Origin of the sequence: Propionigenium maris DSM 9537 (assembly GCF_027925155.1) — a bacterium.
Lineage (GTDB): Bacteria > Fusobacteriota > Fusobacteriia > Fusobacteriales > Fusobacteriaceae > Propionigenium > Propionigenium maris.
In genome coordinates this window covers 51,367-69,113 of sequence record NZ_BSDY01000010.1, presented here as the reverse complement: position 1 = coordinate 69,113, position 17,747 = coordinate 51,367, and the positions used below count along the sequence as shown (strand labels likewise).

At 34.2% G+C, this 17,747-nt stretch carries 15 protein-coding genes; all 15 read right to left on the bottom strand.

From position 1 onward, the window contains the following. Complete coding sequence (locus QMG11_RS11580; RefSeq protein WP_281836152.1) at positions 1-1,221, bottom strand: CDP-glycerol glycerophosphotransferase family protein; 1,221 nt, start codon at positions 1,219-1,221, stop codon at positions 1-3. After that, positions 1,184-2,389, bottom strand: a complete 1,206-nt coding sequence (locus QMG11_RS11575) for a CDP-glycerol glycerophosphotransferase family protein (RefSeq protein WP_281836151.1) — start codon at positions 2,387-2,389, stop codon at positions 1,184-1,186. The genes QMG11_RS11580 and QMG11_RS11575 overlap by 38 nt, the downstream gene beginning before the upstream one ends. Next, positions 2,390-3,508, bottom strand: a complete 1,119-nt coding sequence (wecB, locus tag QMG11_RS11570) for a non-hydrolyzing UDP-N-acetylglucosamine 2-epimerase (protein ID WP_373877232.1) — start codon at positions 3,506-3,508, stop codon at positions 2,390-2,392. 246 nt (positions 3,509-3,754) lie between these two features. Further along, positions 3,755-4,981 carry a nucleotide sugar dehydrogenase gene (locus tag QMG11_RS11565; RefSeq protein WP_281836149.1) on the bottom strand — a complete coding sequence of 409 codons (1,227 nt, stop codon included), beginning with the start codon at positions 4,979-4,981 and terminating at the stop codon, positions 3,755-3,757. Positions 4,982-5,082: 101 nt separating this feature from the next. Beyond that, entirely contained in the window at positions 5,083-7,626 is a 2,544-nt protein-coding gene (locus QMG11_RS11560; RefSeq protein ID WP_281836147.1) for a glycosyltransferase, read from the bottom strand. Then, complete coding sequence (locus QMG11_RS11555; protein ID WP_281836145.1) at positions 7,626-8,588, bottom strand: class I SAM-dependent methyltransferase; 963 nt, start codon at positions 8,586-8,588, stop codon at positions 7,626-7,628. Before QMG11_RS11555 ends, QMG11_RS11560 begins: the two co-directional genes overlap by 1 nt. Before the next feature lie 44 nt (positions 8,589-8,632). Then, the gene (locus QMG11_RS11550) at positions 8,633-9,718 is read right to left on the bottom strand and encodes a hypothetical protein (RefSeq protein WP_281836143.1); all 1,086 of its coding nucleotides are present in this window, start codon (positions 9,716-9,718) and stop codon (positions 8,633-8,635) included. A gap of 1 nt (position 9,719) precedes the next feature. Then, a complete protein-coding gene (locus QMG11_RS11545; protein ID WP_281836141.1) occupies positions 9,720-10,484 on the bottom strand; it encodes a hypothetical protein in 765 nt (254 codons plus the stop codon). A gap of 10 nt (positions 10,485-10,494) precedes the next feature. Further along, positions 10,495-11,226, bottom strand: coding sequence for an ABC transporter ATP-binding protein (locus QMG11_RS11540; RefSeq protein ID WP_281836140.1), 732 nt, complete (start codon positions 11,224-11,226; stop codon positions 10,495-10,497). A 2-nt stretch (positions 11,227-11,228) separates the two neighbouring features. Then, positions 11,229-12,017, bottom strand: a complete 789-nt coding sequence (locus QMG11_RS11535) for an ABC transporter permease (RefSeq protein ID WP_281836139.1) — start codon at positions 12,015-12,017, stop codon at positions 11,229-11,231. Between the two features lie 2 nt (positions 12,018-12,019). Beyond that, positions 12,020-12,811 carry a glycosyltransferase family 2 protein gene (locus QMG11_RS11530; protein WP_281836138.1) on the bottom strand — a complete coding sequence of 264 codons (792 nt, stop codon included), beginning with the start codon at positions 12,809-12,811 and terminating at the stop codon, positions 12,020-12,022. A gap of 660 nt (positions 12,812-13,471) precedes the next feature. Then, positions 13,472-14,494: an extracellular solute-binding protein gene (locus QMG11_RS11525; RefSeq protein ID WP_281836134.1), complete on the bottom strand. Its 1,023-nt coding sequence runs from the start codon at positions 14,492-14,494 to the stop codon at positions 13,472-13,474. A 351-nt stretch (positions 14,495-14,845) separates the two neighbouring features. Further along, positions 14,846-15,619: an ABC transporter permease gene (locus QMG11_RS11520; RefSeq protein WP_281836132.1), complete on the bottom strand. Its 774-nt coding sequence runs from the start codon at positions 15,617-15,619 to the stop codon at positions 14,846-14,848. A gap of 1 nt (position 15,620) precedes the next feature. Beyond that, positions 15,621-16,454: an ABC transporter permease gene (locus QMG11_RS11515; RefSeq protein WP_281836130.1), complete on the bottom strand. Its 834-nt coding sequence runs from the start codon at positions 16,452-16,454 to the stop codon at positions 15,621-15,623. Continuing rightward, positions 16,455-17,558 carry an ABC transporter ATP-binding protein gene (locus QMG11_RS11510; protein ID WP_281836128.1) on the bottom strand — a complete coding sequence of 368 codons (1,104 nt, stop codon included), beginning with the start codon at positions 17,556-17,558 and terminating at the stop codon, positions 16,455-16,457. Positions 17,559-17,747 lie beyond the last annotated feature (189 nt).

The following is a 17,747-nucleotide window of genomic DNA, read 5'->3' as shown; positions in this document are numbered from 1 at the left end:
CTATAACCCCTCAATGACCTCATAAACTCTTTTACAATTGTTTCGGTCTCGATATTCAAAGTATAAGTCTGATTTTTCTCCATGAATTGGGTTCACTTGGAAGTCATTTAATAGGTACTCTTCTACATGCTCCAAAAGCTCACCCTTAGTCTTGCAGATATAACCAAACCTCATCTCCTGATATTCTTTTGGATTTTGCACATCATAGCCCTCTACATATTCCGAAAAATCCCACTGATAAAATAGCACCGGTTTATTTAGATAGGCAAAATCCAGGGAAACACTGGAATAATCAGTTATCATAAGGTTCCCCTTTTTTATAAGCTCCTGTACACTTTCTTCCCCTAATCCTACTACCCTCACCACATCATTTTCATATTTTTCAAAATACCTGCTATGATGCTGTAATTTTACATGTAGATAGAGAACTAGCTTGATACCTTGAGTCCTCAATAGCGATATAAACCCCTCATCAGAAAGGAATTCTTCTATCCGCCTGTAGTACTCCGAAGATAAAAACTCTTCTTTTTTATGCAGTCCCTTCCTCCAGGTTGGCATGAATATAATAGATTTTTCATCTACTTCCTGATTCTCCAGTTTATCATACCTGCAGAGACCTGTAATTTTAAGCACCTCTTCTGAGTGACCAAAATGATCCCTAAGAAGAACTTTTTCATACTGGGAACTAACACATATTACATCATAGGGCTTTTCAGGATCATAATGAAAACCCCTTTCGGATTTTATATGAATAATCCCATGCTGTATCTGGATAAACTTTCCTTTTATAAAACTACCGAAAAATTTGGAAAAGATCTTGCTGTATCCGGGATAGTGCCAGTACCTGTAATCATGACTCCCTATATGCTTTTCAGTCTGAAAAAGGTAAAGTAAGTGTTTAAATGTTCCGTGATAGACAACATTCCCCAGCATTTCTACCTTCTCTTTATCTGGTGACTTTCTATCTAGAAGATAATAGCACTCTTTTTCAGGGTAGTTTTCCCTGACATATTTAAAGAGGTGGTAACCATTATCCTGGGCTGTAATATCTGTCTCACCTATGAGCCATGTACTCTTCCTTCTCAAAATTCTGCTTAACAGAAGGGCTGCTCCCCCTTTTAAAATTCCACTTAAAGTTTTAAAAACCTTTGATGAAATGGATTTTTTATCACATTTTACAATTCTACTTGCAATCCTTTTTACTCGGTTCAATGATTTCATTATATATCCTCTGACAATTATTATTATCTCTAAATTTAAAATACTTATTACTTTTTTTAATATACTCTTCTTCTGCCTTAAAATCATTATCTAGGTAATAGATAATTTTATCAATTAGAGTCTTTGAGTTATAAGCTATATATCCAAATCTATCATTTTTATATTCCTCATAGCCTTGAACTCTATAACTTTCTATATAGTCTTTGTAGTCATATTGATAAAAAAGAACTGGCTTCTCCATATAAATAAAATCAAAAGAAATACTTGAATAATCCGTTATAAGAAGTTTACTCTTCTTCAAAAGAGTCTGCACATCTTCATCTCCTGCTTCAACTATCTCTATAACATCATTTTCTAACTCTTGAAATAAATCTATAAATTTGTGTAATTTTATATGGAGATAAAACTTTACTTTGATTTTCTTTTCCCTCAGTTTTTTTAAAAGATTTTTATCTTCAAGGATCTCTTTAGTTTTTAAATAGTAGTCTGAACATATAAATAACTCCCTCTTTCTTATTGCCTTTCTCCAGGTTGGCATAAAGAATATCTGATCTTCTACTACATCACTCTTATACAAGTTGTCATATCTTGCAAGTCCTGTTACTATTAAATTTTGGTCAGGATGCCCAAAGTGCTCATTCAACAACCTCTTTTCCCACTCTGAAGAAACTATCACCTTATCATATTTAGCTTCCATAGGATTGTAATGAAATCCTCTTTCCCCTCTCATATGAAGAATTCCATGCTGTAATTGTATAAATTCACCCTTTAGATGCTTTTCAAAGTATTTCTGAAATATTGATCTTTTGCCTGGATATGCCCAATGCCTGTAATCATGGGTCCCAATATGTTTTTCTGCCATAAAGAGGTAGAGTATATGATAAAAGCTGAGCCTGGAAACAACATTCCCCAGACTCGCCACCTTCTCATAATCCTTTGATCTCTTATTTATCAAGTAGTGGGTCTCTATTTCAGGATGATTTTCCCTCATCCACTTAAAAAAGTGATATCCATTATCCTGAGCAGTCACATCTGTCTCACATATTAACCAGATCTTTCTATTTTTAAAGAACCCCTTAATAATGAGACTCAGAATAAATATCATTGAAGAATACATAAATATTATAAAGTTAAAAAGTAAGTTCTTAATTTTTTTTTTATTTAACATCTACATAAACCTTTCTACAATATCTTCCAGTATTCTTCCGCATGCCTTACCATCACCATAGGGATTAACTGCATTAGCCATATGCTCATAGGCGTGTTTATCCACTAGAAGCTTGTTTACTTCTTTTATTATAACATTTTTATCTACTCCTACTACTTTTACCGTTCCGGCTTCCACAGCTTCTGGTCTTTCCGTTTCAGTTCTAAGAACTACCACTGGTTTACCTAATGCAGGAGCTTCTTCCTGAATCCCACCTGAGTCAGTCATAATTAAGTGTGACTTAGAAATTAAATTTACAAATGGTTCATAGTCCTGGGGTTCAATAAGATGAACTCTTTCAACTTCGCCAAACACATTATTCGCTAACTCTCTGATTTTAGGGTTTAGATGTACAGGGAAAACTACTTCAACCTCCTCATTTTCAGCCACTATTTTTTTGACTGCAGAAAAGATATCCTCCATTGGCTTACCCCAGTTTTCCCTTCTGTGACAGGTTAATAAAATTACTTTTTTATTGTTAAAATCTACATTTTTCAATACTTCATCCTCAAATATAAAGTCATTTCTTATCACTTCAAACAATGCATCAATTACTGTATTACCAGTTAAGGAAATCTTTTCCTCCGCTATTCCCTCCTTAAGAAGGTTGTTAACATTTCCCTTTGTTGGAGCAAAATGTATATCTGCAAATCCTCCCACTAGCTTTCTGTTGAACTCTTCTGGGTATGGAGAAAAAAGATCTCCGCTTCTAAGTCCAGCTTCCACATGGCCTACAGGAACCTTATTGTAAAAAGCCGCCTGAGCTGCATTAAGAGTTGTAGAGGTATCTCCATGAACCAGCACAATGTGAGGTTCGGCTTTCTTTATTACCTCATCTACTCCGTAAAGCACCTTGCTGGAAATATCTATTATCGTCTGTCCGTGACTCATGAGATTCAGATCATAGTCTGCCTTTACATTAAATATCTCAAGTACAGAGTCCAGCATCTCTCTGTGCTGTGCTGTTACACACACAATTGATTCAAACCTTTCATCTCTTTCCAGTGCCTTCACCAATGGACACATCTTTATGGCCTCTGGCCTGGTTCCAAATACTGTCATTACCTTTATCTTGTTCATTCTCTCCTCCAAGCATACTTTTTTAGCAAAAATTTAATAACTCTCTATTAATTCTTATTTCTTAAATATTTTATTTTTTATTAGCTTTATCATTATTCCTATTTGTTATAATTTTTTTCTATAAGATACTCAACTTCTCTACTTTAAGAAAAAGACAGGAATTTCCTGTCTTTTCCTTAATAAACTAAATAAAATTAAACTCTTACTGAACTCTGCTTAAATAAATTAAACCTAAGAAAAAAAACACTACAGTTTATAAGCACTCTCAAAAGTACAAATGTTTTTAGTATCTAAAACTAACTTATCTTTGATTTTATCCATGTTTTCTTTGATATGATCATGACCTACTAGTACAACTACTATTTTCACTTGATCCACAAAATCCTCAAAACTTACAAACTGGTTATCTACCTGCTTAGTTTTTATAAATGGATCAAATACCTTTACACCAAAAGCTAGGTGCTCATCCATCTTTTCTAAAAGCTGTAGTGTCGGACTCTCTCTCATATCGTCTACATTTTCCTTATAAGTAAGACCGTATAACCCAATTTCAGAAATGTCTGTAATTTTATGCTCTCTCATGATATCTCTTATTCTTTTTAGCACATGATCTGGCATAGAATCATTTATCTTTCTTGCATTCAATATTAAGTTAGTTAGATCAGGGTAGTCTCCCACTAGAAACCAAGGGTCTACAGAAATGCAATGTCCTCCTACACCTGGACCTGGCTGTAATATATTCACTCTAGGGTGCATATTAGCTATTTTAATAATTTCATATACATCCATATCATCCTCTCTACAAATCTGAGTTAGCTCATTGGCGAATGCAATATTTATATCTCTGAATGTGTTTTCTACTACCTTAGACATCTCAGCAGATCTAATATCAGTTACCACTATGTCTGCTTTACAGAAGCTTTTATAAAGTTCTTTAACTTCTTCACCAATTTTTTTTCTGTCTGCACCGATCGTTCTTGAGTTATATTCAAGTTCATATATCATATTTCCCGGAATAATTCTCTCTGGTGCATGAACAAGGTGAATATCCTCTCCTATAATAAATCCTCTCTCTACAATGGCAGGTCTTACAAACTTATTAATAGAACCTGGTGATATAGTTGACTCGATTATAAGCTTAGTCCCTTTTTCACAGATATCCAGCACAGAGTTTACTGCAGATATTACATATTTAGGATCTAATTTTTTAGATTCCTTTAAATATGGCGTTGGTACTGTTATTATATATGTATCTGTTTTCTGATACTCCGTTGAAAATTCTATCCCGTTTGTACGAGCATCTTTGAATAGTTCCTCAAGGCCTTCCTCCTCAAAGGTTAGCTCATTTCTATTTAAAGAGTCAACCAACTCCTTGTTATAATCTGTTCCTACAACGCTAACTCCGCTTTTTGCGAACATAAGAGCTGTAGGTAATCCTATGTACCCCAATCCAATTACATTAATTTTTTTCATCTTCTAGTTTCTCTCCTTTTAGTATTTTAATTTATATTATTAATTACTTTCTTTTAAATTTTGCTAACTTGAATTAACAACATAAAATCAACTTATGAAAATCAAGATTTAACAAATTTTCTAATTTCTTCATCTTTTATTTTACCTGAAGTCGAATACAGGTTAAATATCTCCAATAAGACCTTTTTAGCATAAAGATAGTCATCAGGCTTTATTTTTTTTAATTTTTCTAAATACCAGTTTTTATAATAATACTCAAATTTCTGCTCTTTATAACTTTTTAGTAACCCATAGGATTCAAGTGCTTCGAGTCTTCCCTTTTCCATAATTAAGTATCTCTCAAAAAATTTTCTTGAAATATTATTTACTGCAGATCCTTCTACTGCAGCATAGTATAGGTGTATTAATTCATCTATAAAAATAATATTTTTAGAATTTAAAATTAACTCTTGAAAAAACAAAGTATCTTGTCCTATTGCTCCTTCAATCATCTCTAAAGAATTTTTTGTTATAATTTCTTTTTTCACTATTAATGCTTGTATACTTTGAGCTCTAAAATTAGTTTTTAATAAATAATCTCTTGGACTGTTAATGTCCTTTTGGTAAAAATGCTTTACAGAAAAAAGAGATTTTTTATTTGTTAATTTCAAGTAATCACCTATTACAATATCTGAATTGGTTGACAACATTTTTTTATACAATTTATAGTAACCATCATTAACCGCTTCATTATCAGGATCTAGATAAGTTATTAATTCTGTAGTTGACAATTCTATTCCCTTATTTCTTGGCCTTGAAGCACTTCCGCTTCCTCCATCATTATAGAAGTATGTCTTAACATTGGCATAATGCCTTCCTAATCTCTCTACGATTTTAGGTGTATAATTGTCAGTAGAACCATCATCCACAATAATTATTTCTATATCATTAAACATAGTACTTCTTTTCAGACTGTTAAAACACTTACTCCACAAGTGGTCTCCATTATTATAAGTAGGTATTATTAATGATAGTTTATAGTCTTTTTTTATTTTTCCGACTCTTTCATTGATAGCTTCTATTTCAAAAGGATCTATACTGTATCCGTTGCCTACTTTCCCTACAATTTTTCTCTTTTTAAAAGCTTCATATGTAAAGGAGTTTTTCCAATACAATGTTCTTGCTTCATCTTTGATATAACTGACATAATTGTTTTGAATTCCTTCGACTAATTTATCGCCCTCATAATACATATCCTTTGTGATATAATCCGAGTCAGTATATTTAAACCCATTTACCATATCCTGAATATAAAACTCTTCATAGAGATATTCTTCAGAAAAATAACAAATGATATCTGATTTTTCATACTGATTCATTGAAAAATCCTCTATTGAAACCAGCTCTTTATTTTCATATGTTTGTCTTTTATAAGATTCTTGAATACTCTCAGTTAGCTTGTCATATAATATAGTTACTAAAGGAGGAGTAAACTCATAATTTTTTTTAGCAATACTAAATAACCTTTGAAGTTTGTCAAAGTTACAATGCCCTGACATCGTATTTCTAATTCCTAGTACTTGGTGTCTATATAGCTCCTTCTCATTAAACCCATTTAGAATTCTTTGTACTTCTGATCCATCGTTTACTATAAAAACATTTGGGAAAAGACAATTTACCCCTATACTATAATTAGATAGTAATATATTTCCCATTGCTTGCAGTTCATAAACTCTATTAGCAAACATTGAAAAACTGTCTTTAATACTATTTAAGTTAATAGCCCAGTTATAGAGCTTGTGAACTTTTTGTAGTTTTTCATGATTTATTGCCGGAGATACAAATTCAGTGTATTGTTCAGGGAACTTGTATTTCTTTAGATTCAAGTTGAAATTCCTATCAATTATTTTCAAACCATGGTCAGCTCTTAGTATGCCGTCAAAGATATCTATTGTTTCCGGACCTCTTTCAGGATATTTTTCAGCTATCCATGATCCTGAAAAAACCACTTTTTTTTCAAAATTAAAGTTTCTCAGTCCTATAGGATTATGATAAATCGGATTAATTCCAAACGTTAGTACATCTACATTTTCGTGGCCACATTCTTTTTTATAATCTTCTATCTTTTCCTTGGCTGAAGTAAATACATATTCACATTTTTTGGCTATTTCTATAAAACGTTCATAGTTTACCGGATCCTCTTTACTGTAGAAGACTGTTTTTATTTTATTTTTCTTACATTTTTCTATAATCTTAAACAAAACATTTCTTTTATCCGGAGCTTTTTGTGTCAGGCCTACCCATTCATCATTTAAACCCTTCCAAGCACTGACAACTAGTAATAAATCAATGTCGGGTATTTTATCCTTATAGTTTTCTGGAGTTATATACACAAATTCAGCTATTTCCTTATATGAATTATATAAAAATTCATCTGCAATAATTCCAACCTTAATATCTAGTTTTTTATAATATCGCGACCCATTACTTTGAGGTATTTTTTCTGAGATATCACTAATTGTCTCAAGAAACTTTATATCATAATTCCCCTTGTTGATTTCACCAGCTGTATAATTGTTGTTAGAATCATCTACTCTATGTGCTGGATTTAATTTTTCTTTTAATTTCGATATTTCTCGAAGTCTTTTTTCTATATCTATTACCATTACAAGCCTCTCTTTTTCTTAATATTATTTCTGAAGTCCCAGTACTTTATTGTTAATCTTCCTAGCTTAGAATTGGATAAAATATTATTTTTTTTGACTACCTTCTTCAGCTCTAGCAAAGCTTTCTCTTCTGAGTTAAGTAGCTTTAATTGCTCCAACTTTAATTTCTCAATTTCTTTATTGGCTTTCTCTAACTTTTTTTCGAGGGTTTCATTGGCTTTCTCTAAAACCTCTAATTTTTCTAACTTCCTTTCAGAAAGCTGTTTTTCTTCTTTTAATACACTAATATTTTTTTGAAGTCTCTTTTTAAACTTTAAAAGTTCTTGCTCTTGAGTAAAAAATCCCTCTTCTGCTTTCTTCAAGAAATATTTATACTCTAAACTATTCTCTTTATTAGAACTCTTTTTAGCAACTACTCCTACCCAGCTCCCCATAATATTCAGATCTTTTACTTCAAAATCATCAGGAATAAGCTCTAAAATATCATTTACATAATAAGTTTTTTTATGATCAAAATAATCATTTATTCCAAAGGGAACAGTAACAACCATTCTCCCATTATTTTTAAGTAACATTTTCGCCTTATCTACAAACCTTTTAGGATCTGTAACATGCTCTAATACTTCTGTTAAAAGGATCGTATCATATTTTTCATCTTTAAAGTCAAAATTCATAAAATTTTCACTTTTAAAGATGACCCTTTCTTTAGTAGTGGACTCCTCTTTTGCAAGCATTTCTTTAGCAAATTCTATCGATTCTTCTAATAAATCCAAACCTAAAACTGATTTTCCTTCCCTTCCAAGAAGAATGCTAGCGATTCCTTGAGAACAACCAATATCCAGTATTTTTTCTCCTTCTGCTTTTTGACAGATCCAATGTATTCTTTTTCTTACTTTTTCTCCAAATTTTTCACCCATACTATTAAAATATGCCTCATATATCTTGTCCAAAGGTTTTATCATTTTCCACTCCTTATTCATATTTTTTCTTTGTATGTTGTTTTCATTTAAATACTTATCAGTGACCTTTTAATATTTTCATAAACAGCATTTACATAAAACAATTTCACATTTTCTTTTAACTTTGACCTAATTTTTTTTAATGTAAAATCATCTAGGTTCAAGATTGTCTCTATTTTTTCCTTACATTCTTCTAAATCTTCGCAATATCCTATAAACTCTTCCCCAAAAATTTCCTCGTGAATTGCTGTTCGGCGTAACACCGGTACCACCCCTAATTCACAGTACTCTAAAAGTTTTGAAGATATTTCAAATGAATTTTCATTATCTATCTTTTCACTTCTAAAAGCATATCCTATTTTAGCTCGTGAGGCAAGCTCCAATGACTCCTCACGACTTATACCTTTAAAAGCTAAAAGTCCACAGTTTTCTTTTAGATAGTCTAACTCTTTTTCAAATTTAACTATTTCATCCTCACTATATTTTGAAAATCTTGAATAAGCAAGAGCGCCCTTATATTTTCCTAATTTAAGAATTTCTAGATATTCATCTACCTTCCAGTCCCTATGAACTTTTCCTATATAAGCAATATCATAACTTCTCGATTGCTTATAAATGTCTGGTATCGGTTCTAAAATAGGAGGAGAGACAAAAACTTGATCTTTTTTAACACCGTACTTTTCAATTAACATATTCATATGTTGTTTACTTTGGCACCTTATTAGTCTGGCTTTTTTAAAAATTTTGATATATTCCTCTTCTTCCAACGTTTCATAGTCTGTTATATATACTATTGTTTTTTCAATTAATCTTGACCCTTTAGTAATCTCTTTTATAAGTTCAGAGCCTCTTACATACAGCCAATCAAAATTTTCTTCTTCATCAATTCTCTCAGCGTACTTAATATATTTTGAAATACTCAGAGAAAATTCATTAATTTCATGCTCTATTGTAGGAAAAATCATCTCTATGTTCTCACAAAGCCCCTCTATGTTTGCCGAATGATAAAGTTTGTACCTGGAAAAGTAATGAACTTCATTTTCTTGAGCGTACATATTCATATTAGCACAAAGCTGAACTGTATCTCCACCAACAGCATTAATATTAGAAGTAGCTAAAAATAAAATTTTCATATTACTTTCCCCTGCCTTTCCATATTCTTTCAAAGAAGAATTTAACCATAATTTTTCTTTGAATATGAAGCTTTTCCAAAGTTTTTATTATTTTATTTCTTTCTTTTGCAATTTTAACAAAGTTAAAAGTATTAATATATTTAAAAGGGATGGAGTAAAAGCCTATAACCATATTCAGAATCATTTCAACATTGTTTCCATTTTTTACATTGATTGCATTCTCCACTACATCATTTATTTTTTTCACTATATCATACTTTGCATATTGCAGGTTATTTATAATAATAAGCTCTGTCTTTATCGCTATTTTTTCCTGAGTTTTTTTCCCAATTTTATACCGGTCTTTGTAAAAAATATTATTTTCTGTATGATCTAAGAGTGTATTTTCTGACTTCCCAGCAGCGAACACAATCTTTCTTTTAGGTAAGTTTAGCTCGTTAATTTTGCCTTTACAAAGGGTGTCTTTAGTGATTTTTACAGAATAGTCATAACCTTTATTTAGAGCAAAAATTGGAACTGTTAACGCTACTTTCTCTAAAATTCCTAACTTACTATCCGAAAAGTAAGTCTCACTTTTTAACTCTTTGAAGTCAAATATATCAATCCCGAAGTTACTGATCCTCTGAAGTACCTCTGATTTTATTTCACTTTTTTCTGTAAATAGATAGTAGTTTATTCCACTATTGGGTAGAGACTCTTTGAAACTTAATAGAGCTGTCGTAGATTGTAAAAGGTCTTTTTTCTCTGAGGTTATATAAATGACCACAATTCTCCTCCTATTTATTTTCGAGCTTATATTCTTCTAAAACTTTTTTAGCCTCACCCTGCATCTTTATCTTACCCTTTTCCAACCAGATTACCTCATCACAAAGTCTCTCTAGAATCCCCATATTATGAGATACCATTACCACTGTTCTTTCATCATGAATTAAGCTCATTATCTTAGCTTCACTCTTCTTTCTAAACTTCGCATCTCCCACACTGAATATCTCGTCTATAAGGAGAAGCTCAGGCTCTATATGAGCTGCAATGGCAAAGGAAAGTTTAGATTTCATCCCTGAAGAGTAAGTCTTTATAGGATTTTCTATAAATCCCTCTAGCTCTGAAAATTCAATTATCTCCTCTAGCTTTTCATCTATCTGAGCCTTAGAATATCCTAATAGTAATCCATTTATATATATATTTTCTCTGCCGCTCAGCTCACCTTCAAAACCGACTCCCAAAGCCATAAGGGATACCGATTCCGTGTCTATCTTCAGCTCTCCACTATCTTGAGCCATTGTCCCCGCCAGCATCCTCAGAAGTGTGGATTTTCCAGAACCATTGGAACCGATTAATCCAATTTTTTTTCCATGCTTTATCTCGAACGAAACATCATTTAGAGCTTTAAACTTTTTCTTTTCTGAATGCTTTTTTAAAGCCCCCATTATCCCTCTTTTCAAATCGGTTCTCTTTATAAGAGTATATTCTAACGTAAGATTTCTTGCTTCTATAATATTTTTATCCATTCTTAAACCACCTTAGCATAGTTCTTATCAAATTTATAAATCTTATGTATCCCTGCAAAAAGAATAATTATACTTACTACTGACCATACTGCCAACTCTTTATACATAGGAGGTGCTCCATACATAAACACATTTCTATAACTTTCAAAAAATGAGGTAATTGGGTTTAACTTCCATACCCACCTATATTTCTCTGGTATTCTGGATAAACTATATATCCCTGGAGAGACATAAAACCACAAACGCAACATATGACTTATTACATTTTTAAAGTCAGAATACAGTGCTCCAACATGTGCAAAATTAAGACTAATACCATAGATAAAAAGAAAGTTGACAATTAAAATTGGAACTATTTCGAGCATATGCCATGTTGGAGTAATTCTATATATCCCCATCATCATTAATAAAATGATGATCCCAAATAAAAACTTTACAAAGTTAGTCGCAACATCTATAAGCGGCAGAACAAATTTAGGAAGATAGATCTGTCTAATAATTCCAGCCTTTCTTTTTATGCAGGTGGTACTACTTCCCAGAGAACTAGTAAGCCACTTCCAAGACAATAATGCACAAAATACAAAGAGAGGGAACGCTGGCTGGTCCCTTCTAAAAATAATTGTAACTAAGATAGTATATACAAACATATGAAGAAGTGGATCCAGCAGCCACCACAAATATCCGAATAGTGTTCCTGCTACCTGTCTTTTTAAATCTGATTTTGTTGAATAAATTATATATTCCTTATATTTTTTTAAATCCCCTATAAATCTATTAACTGTCCTTAACATAATTATCCCTTTCCATTAAATCTATTTTTAAATTTTATACTTAGATTCTTTCCTATATTCTTAAGAGTGTAAGCTGAGAAGTAGTAGCCCGTTTTCACATTCCCAAACCCCTCTACTCTCTTGTAAAATCTCCACTGCTCCCTTGCCATCTTCACCTTGTCGGCCGATATTGAATTCTCCCTCAACCTGTATTTTACCAGTGGTTTCTCACATACATGAGCTTTTTCTCCATTTTTTAGTATTTTTTGCCACAATCCATAATCCTCTTTATACTTTGCTTTCTTGAAGAAATACTGCTTTCCAAGCGTCTCCTGATTGTAAACTACCGTGGAACACCCCAAATGATTATATTTAAGGTTTTCTTTATGATCTATCTCTTTAACCCTCAGGATAAAATCCAAAATATCATCCCCCTCTTCAGAGATAATATTATAGTTGGTACAGCTTAGGTTGATTGCATTTTCCTCCATGAATCCTATCTGTCTGGAAAGTTTATCTGAGTGCCAAACATCATCTGAGTCAAGAAAAGCAATATACTTCCCCTGAGCTGCTCTTATACCTATGTTCCTTGCTCCCACTACCCCTCGATTCTTATCTGCCTTAAAGATCTTTATTTTTTCATGTTCTATTTCATACCTGTGAATAATATCAAGGCTTCCGTCTGTAGACCCATTATCTATTACAATCAGTTCATAATTTTTATAGGTCTGCTCCAATACACTTACAATCGCTTCCTCTAAAAACTTTTTAACATTATAACATGGCATTATAATACTAACTAAAGGTTCCCCCATATTATCCCTCCCTTACTTACATTTATATAGCTAATTCTTCTATATTTTACTTAACCTTAATATTTTATCAGAAAACTCCTCTATTACAAAATTTATTTTCCCCTTCTTCAGCCTATTTTTTCTAATATTCTAAACTTTTAATGTATTTTTAAGTACAAAACTGTCTAGAACCTTTTTTTGTTTTTTATCCGTTCAAAACCTCTAAGGTATAACTATAATATTCTAAAAATGAGTTTCTATTCTACTCAATTCTCTATTTAAACCTTTATTTCCAATAAAGGCAACTATCTCACCTATTCACCTTTCACGTTTTTTCAATTTTTTAATCTTGTCACCCACTTTATTACTAAGCCCCTTTGCCCTCCTCTTTACTTTAAAGAAAATATTGCGCTTCATCATATTTTTTCACTATGATTTAAAATTTAATTCTATTATTTTATGTCTCTCTTCCATCTATAATTTTGTATATTTAGTTCATTTTTATCATTTTTTTATTGTTTTCTGTGTTATTCTAGCACTTCCTGTAATCGAAAGTATATCTTCAATAATTCCTTATTACAAAAAAAATGCCCCAAAGGACATCTTTTTTTCTATCAACCAACATTTATTACTCTTATTTATCACTAAGACTTCTTTAGATTTTTTAATATATGTGGGGCTTTACTGCGTTAGAACTTCATTCCATGTCTCACTCTGAACCGCAAGAGCCTCTCCCAGGTCCCTCATAAGACTTGCATGAGCCAGATCCTCTACTGTATAAACTGGTGTAGTCTCCCTTATCTCAGCTGCTCCCTTATTGATAGACGGAGTCTCAAGGTAATCAACTATCTGTACATATACATCTGGTCTGTGGATGTAGTTGATAAACTTGTGGGCATTCTCCACGTTTTTAGCACCCTTAAGGATAGCCATACTGTCGATATACATCTGAGCTCCCTTCTCCGGCAGGAAGAAGTCCACATTCTCAGCCTGCTCATCTGTTAGGTGAGCTATGATATTCTCATAGTAACCGTGCACTACCCAGTACTCTCCGTTGGCAAACCCCTTACCAAAGCTCTCAGTATCAAACTTCAGGATATTCTTCTTCCATCCTAAAATGATCTCCTTGGCATCTGCAAGGTCTACAGGGTCTGAAGACTCTGGTGAGTGTCCTGCAATAATAAGAGCACTTGCCATTACCTCTCTCATGTCGTCTAGAAGAGTCATCTTGTTCTTAAGATCCTCTCTGTTGTAGATATCAAATGACTTAGGGTAGTCCTCTACATACTTAGTATTTACAGCTATTCCAGTAGCTCCCACAGCGTAAGGAATCACATAGTCGTGTTCCTTGTCAAATACGATCTTGGAAGCCAGCTCCTCATTTAGCTGATCTATATTAGACAGCTTAGACTTGTCCAGCTTCTCTAACATCCCCTGGTTCATCATGATCTCTGCGTAGTCTGTAGACGGAACCACGATATCATATCCAGCTCCTCCGGCCTTTACCTTGGCATACATCTCCTCATTGGATGAGAAGTAGTCCGTTATAACCTTGATCCCAGTCTCAGTCTCAAAGTTAGTTATCAGCTCATCTGGGATATAGTCCGACCAATTAAACAGGTAAAGCTCATTCTTCTTCTCCTTGCTTCCGCCACACGCTGTAAGCAGAACAAGGGTAAATAGTACCAATAATATCTTCTTCATAATCTTTTTCCTCCATTCTTTATTTTTTCTTCTTTAATTTTCAATTGTCTATCCTAAAAGCTATCTGCAGTCGGCCATTCAAATACTTCTCTATAAACCTAAGAATCATCACATTTTTATTAGAGATTATATTTTTTTAAGATGTCCGAAGTAGTCGATGTAGCTTTGTACTTTTTAAACCTACTAGACCGTTAAACTAATTAAGTTTATCGACTGTTACGCAATATGTTGTACCTCTTAAAAAGAAGATTGTAGCTCTCAAAGGTCGTATATTAACAACTTGCTTAAGTAGACATTGCGCAGGACTAGACTTTCTTTGGTTCGTTTCTTGTGTCATGACAAGAAATGAACTTAACTCAACATATACTTCTGTATCTTCTTTGTTGAGAGTGCCAGTCCCACAGTACCTGCAATCAGAATCACCGACAGTGCATTGATCACCGGCGACACCCCAAACTTAATCATAGAGTAGATGTGCAGCGGCAGTGTAGATGATCCAGGCCCAGCCACGAAGAAGGTTATTACAAAATCGTCCAGAGATAGTGTAATAGCCATAAGGAATCCTGAAACTATTCCAGGCATCAGCGTAGGTAGTATCACCTTTGTCAGAGCCTGCCTCTCAGTAGCTCCAAGGTCATAGGCTGCTTCCACCACAGCGAAATCAAACTCATGGAGTCTGGACAGCACTATAAACAATACAAAAGGGATATTAAATGTAGTGTGAGCCAGGAAGATACTCATAAGTCCCAGCTTAAACTTCACAGTACTGAAGAGTATCAGGAGGGATACCCCCATTATTATATCTGGAAGTACCAGGGGCAGGTAGGATATTACCTGAAGGTACTTCTTATGTTTAAAGTTATACCAGTGAAGAGCTATCGCTCCCAGGGTACCTATAACTGTTGAAAGCCCCGCCGATGTAAGGGCAATTATAATACTGTATCTAAAGGAGGTCCACAGTCTCTCAGAGTGAAGGAAGAGCTCCTCATACCACTTACCTGAGAATCCCTCCCATGCTACTCCCCTTCCACCGTTAAGGGAGTAGGCCACCAGTACCACAAGGGGCAGGTAGAAGAATATTATGGTCAGTATAAACATAGTCATTGAAAACTTTTTCTTATTCATCCTACACCTCCTGATGTTCCTTGTCGTATTTTGCAAAGTAGAGTATCAGACCTATAGTCACCACAATAAGAATTGTGGATATGGCAGCTGCCTTAGGCCAGTCCCTCGTAATTGTCAGCTCCCTTGCAATTATATTTCCCAGCATCTGCGAGTCATTCCCTCCCACAAGTTGTGGTATGGCATAGGAACCAAGGGCAGGTATAAATGTAAATAGTACCGCCGTTATTATTCCCGGTTTTATATTGGGAAGAAATATCTTCATATAGGCTTCCCACCTTGTTGCTCCCAGATCCCTCGCTGCATCTATAATGGAAAAGTCAAACTTCTCTATTGTAGAGTAGAGGGGCAATATAGCATAGGGGAGGTAGGCATATACCGTTACCAGCACCACTGCAAACTTATTGTATAAAAACTGATGTTGCTCAAATCCAAGCCTCATAAGAAGGTTGTTCAGCAGTCCATTGTTTCCCAGAAGAGCTATCCAGGAGTATATCCTTATAAGAAAGTTTGTCCAAAAGGGTATTATTATAAGGAAGAGAAGCATATGCTTATACTTAGATGTGGCTATATAGAGAGCCACCGGTATAGCTATAAGCACAGTAAGAACCGTTGCCACCACAGATATCTCCAGGGTATTCCACGTTATCTTAAGGAAGTATGAACTCTTGAAGAAGTTATACCCCTCTACTGAAAAGATCCACTCCACTCCACCGTAGAGCCCCTTCTTAAGGAAGCTGTATGCTACTACAATTAAGGTTGGCAGCACAAAGAGTGTGGTCAGCCACAGAGTTATGGGAGTAGAGTAGGCAAAGCTTGTCCTCTTGTTTTCCTTCATCTACATCACCTCTACAAGGAAGCTGTCTGCAGAGTCCCACACCACATATACTTCATCCTTCCAGTGGATAGTCTCTGCATCCTCCTCAAAGAAGTCTACGTGTTGCTTAAAGGCATTAAAGGTCTTCTCTCCAACTGTAACAAAGAACTTACTCTGGAATCCTGAGTAGATAACCTCCTCTACCCTCCCCTTGAAGATATTGTCGTTCCCGTCAAGATATCTCGGCTTAGCCTTGGATATCTTGACCTTCTCCGGTCTTATGGTAAGCTTCACCCTGTTTCCTACCTCTACCTTCTTATCCAGTTCAAACTTTATCCTCCCGTAGTTAGGAGACTCCATATAACCGAACTCCTCCTCTATCTCTACAACCTCTCCCTCGATGAAGTTGGTCTCTCCGATAAAGTCCGCCACAAAGGCTGAAGCAGGGCTCTCATAGATCTCATTTGGAGTTCCTATCTGGAGTACGTTTCCATCCTTCATTACAGCTATCCTGTCCGACACACTGAGAGCTTCCTGCTGATCGTGAGTTACAAATACAAAGGTGATCCCCACCTCATCGTGGATTGTATCCAGTTCGATAAGCATGTGCTGTCTCAGCTTGGCATCCAGAGCTGAAAGTGGCTCATCCAGAAGAAGAACCTTTGGCTTGTTGATAAGGGCTCTTGCTATGGCAACCCTCTGCTTCTGTCCTCCAGAAAGCTGGTGGGGATACTTCTTAGCGTGGTCCGAGAGCTTTACCATCTCCAGATACTTCATTACCTCTCTGTCTATCTTCTCCTTAGCTATCTTCTTAAGTCTAAGGGGAAAGGCTATATTTTCATATATACTTAAGTGAGGAAAAAGTGCATAGGTCTGAAAGATCGTATTCACATTTCTTTTATTGGGGCTGAGGTGGGTAATATCTTCCTTTCCAAGATATATAGCTCCGCTGTCCGCCTCTATAAATCCTGCTATCATCCTAAGAAGAGTAGTTTTACCACACCCAGAAGGTCCCAGTATAGAGAAGAATTCCCCTCCCTTTATCTCAAAACTTACGTTTTTTAGTACCTCTACTCCGTCAAAGGATTTCCTTACAGAATCTATCCTTATATTTCCTTTTCCCATAATTCTTCCTCCAAACTAATATAAAATTAACCTCTAAGATTAATATTTATAAACTTAAAATTAAAAAAAACTGTCGATCCTTCAAAACATAACACTTAAATATCAATTATATGGGATTTATACCTCGTATAAAATCAATTTTGAAATTTAATATTATTAAACTTTTAAGATAAAAAAATCATTCTTATA

Coding starts and splice junctions, on each gene's coding strand:
- QMG11_RS11580 (WP_281836152.1), bottom strand. CDS start 1,221: ATGAAATCATTGAACCGAGTAAAAAGGATTGCAAGTAGAATTGTAAAA.
- QMG11_RS11575 (WP_281836151.1), bottom strand. CDS start 2,389: ATGTTAAATAAAAAAAAAATTAAGAACTTACTTTTTAACTTTATAATA.
- wecB (WP_373877232.1), bottom strand. CDS start 3,508: ATGAACAAGATAAAGGTAATGACAGTATTTGGAACCAGGCCAGAGGCC.
- QMG11_RS11565 (WP_281836149.1), bottom strand. CDS start 4,981: ATGAAAAAAATTAATGTAATTGGATTGGGGTACATAGGATTACCTACA.
- QMG11_RS11560 (WP_281836147.1), bottom strand. CDS start 7,626: ATGGTAATAGATATAGAAAAAAGACTTCGAGAAATATCGAAATTAAAA.
- QMG11_RS11555 (WP_281836145.1), bottom strand. CDS start 8,588: ATGATAAAACCTTTGGACAAGATATATGAGGCATATTTTAATAGTATG.
- QMG11_RS11550 (WP_281836143.1), bottom strand. CDS start 9,718: ATGAAAATTTTATTTTTAGCTACTTCTAATATTAATGCTGTTGGTGGA.
- QMG11_RS11540 (WP_281836140.1), bottom strand. CDS start 11,226: ATGGATAAAAATATTATAGAAGCAAGAAATCTTACGTTAGAATATACT.
- QMG11_RS11535 (WP_281836139.1), bottom strand. CDS start 12,017: ATGTTAAGGACAGTTAATAGATTTATAGGGGATTTAAAAAAATATAAG.
- QMG11_RS11530 (WP_281836138.1), bottom strand. CDS start 12,811: ATGGGGGAACCTTTAGTTAGTATTATAATGCCATGTTATAATGTTAAA.
- QMG11_RS11525 (WP_281836134.1), bottom strand. CDS start 14,494: ATGAAGAAGATATTATTGGTACTATTTACCCTTGTTCTGCTTACAGCG.
- QMG11_RS11520 (WP_281836132.1), bottom strand. CDS start 15,619: ATGAATAAGAAAAAGTTTTCAATGACTATGTTTATACTGACCATAATA.
- QMG11_RS11515 (WP_281836130.1), bottom strand. CDS start 16,454: ATGAAGGAAAACAAGAGGACAAGCTTTGCCTACTCTACTCCCATAACT.
- QMG11_RS11510 (WP_281836128.1), bottom strand. CDS start 17,558: ATGGGAAAAGGAAATATAAGGATAGATTCTGTAAGGAAATCCTTTGAC.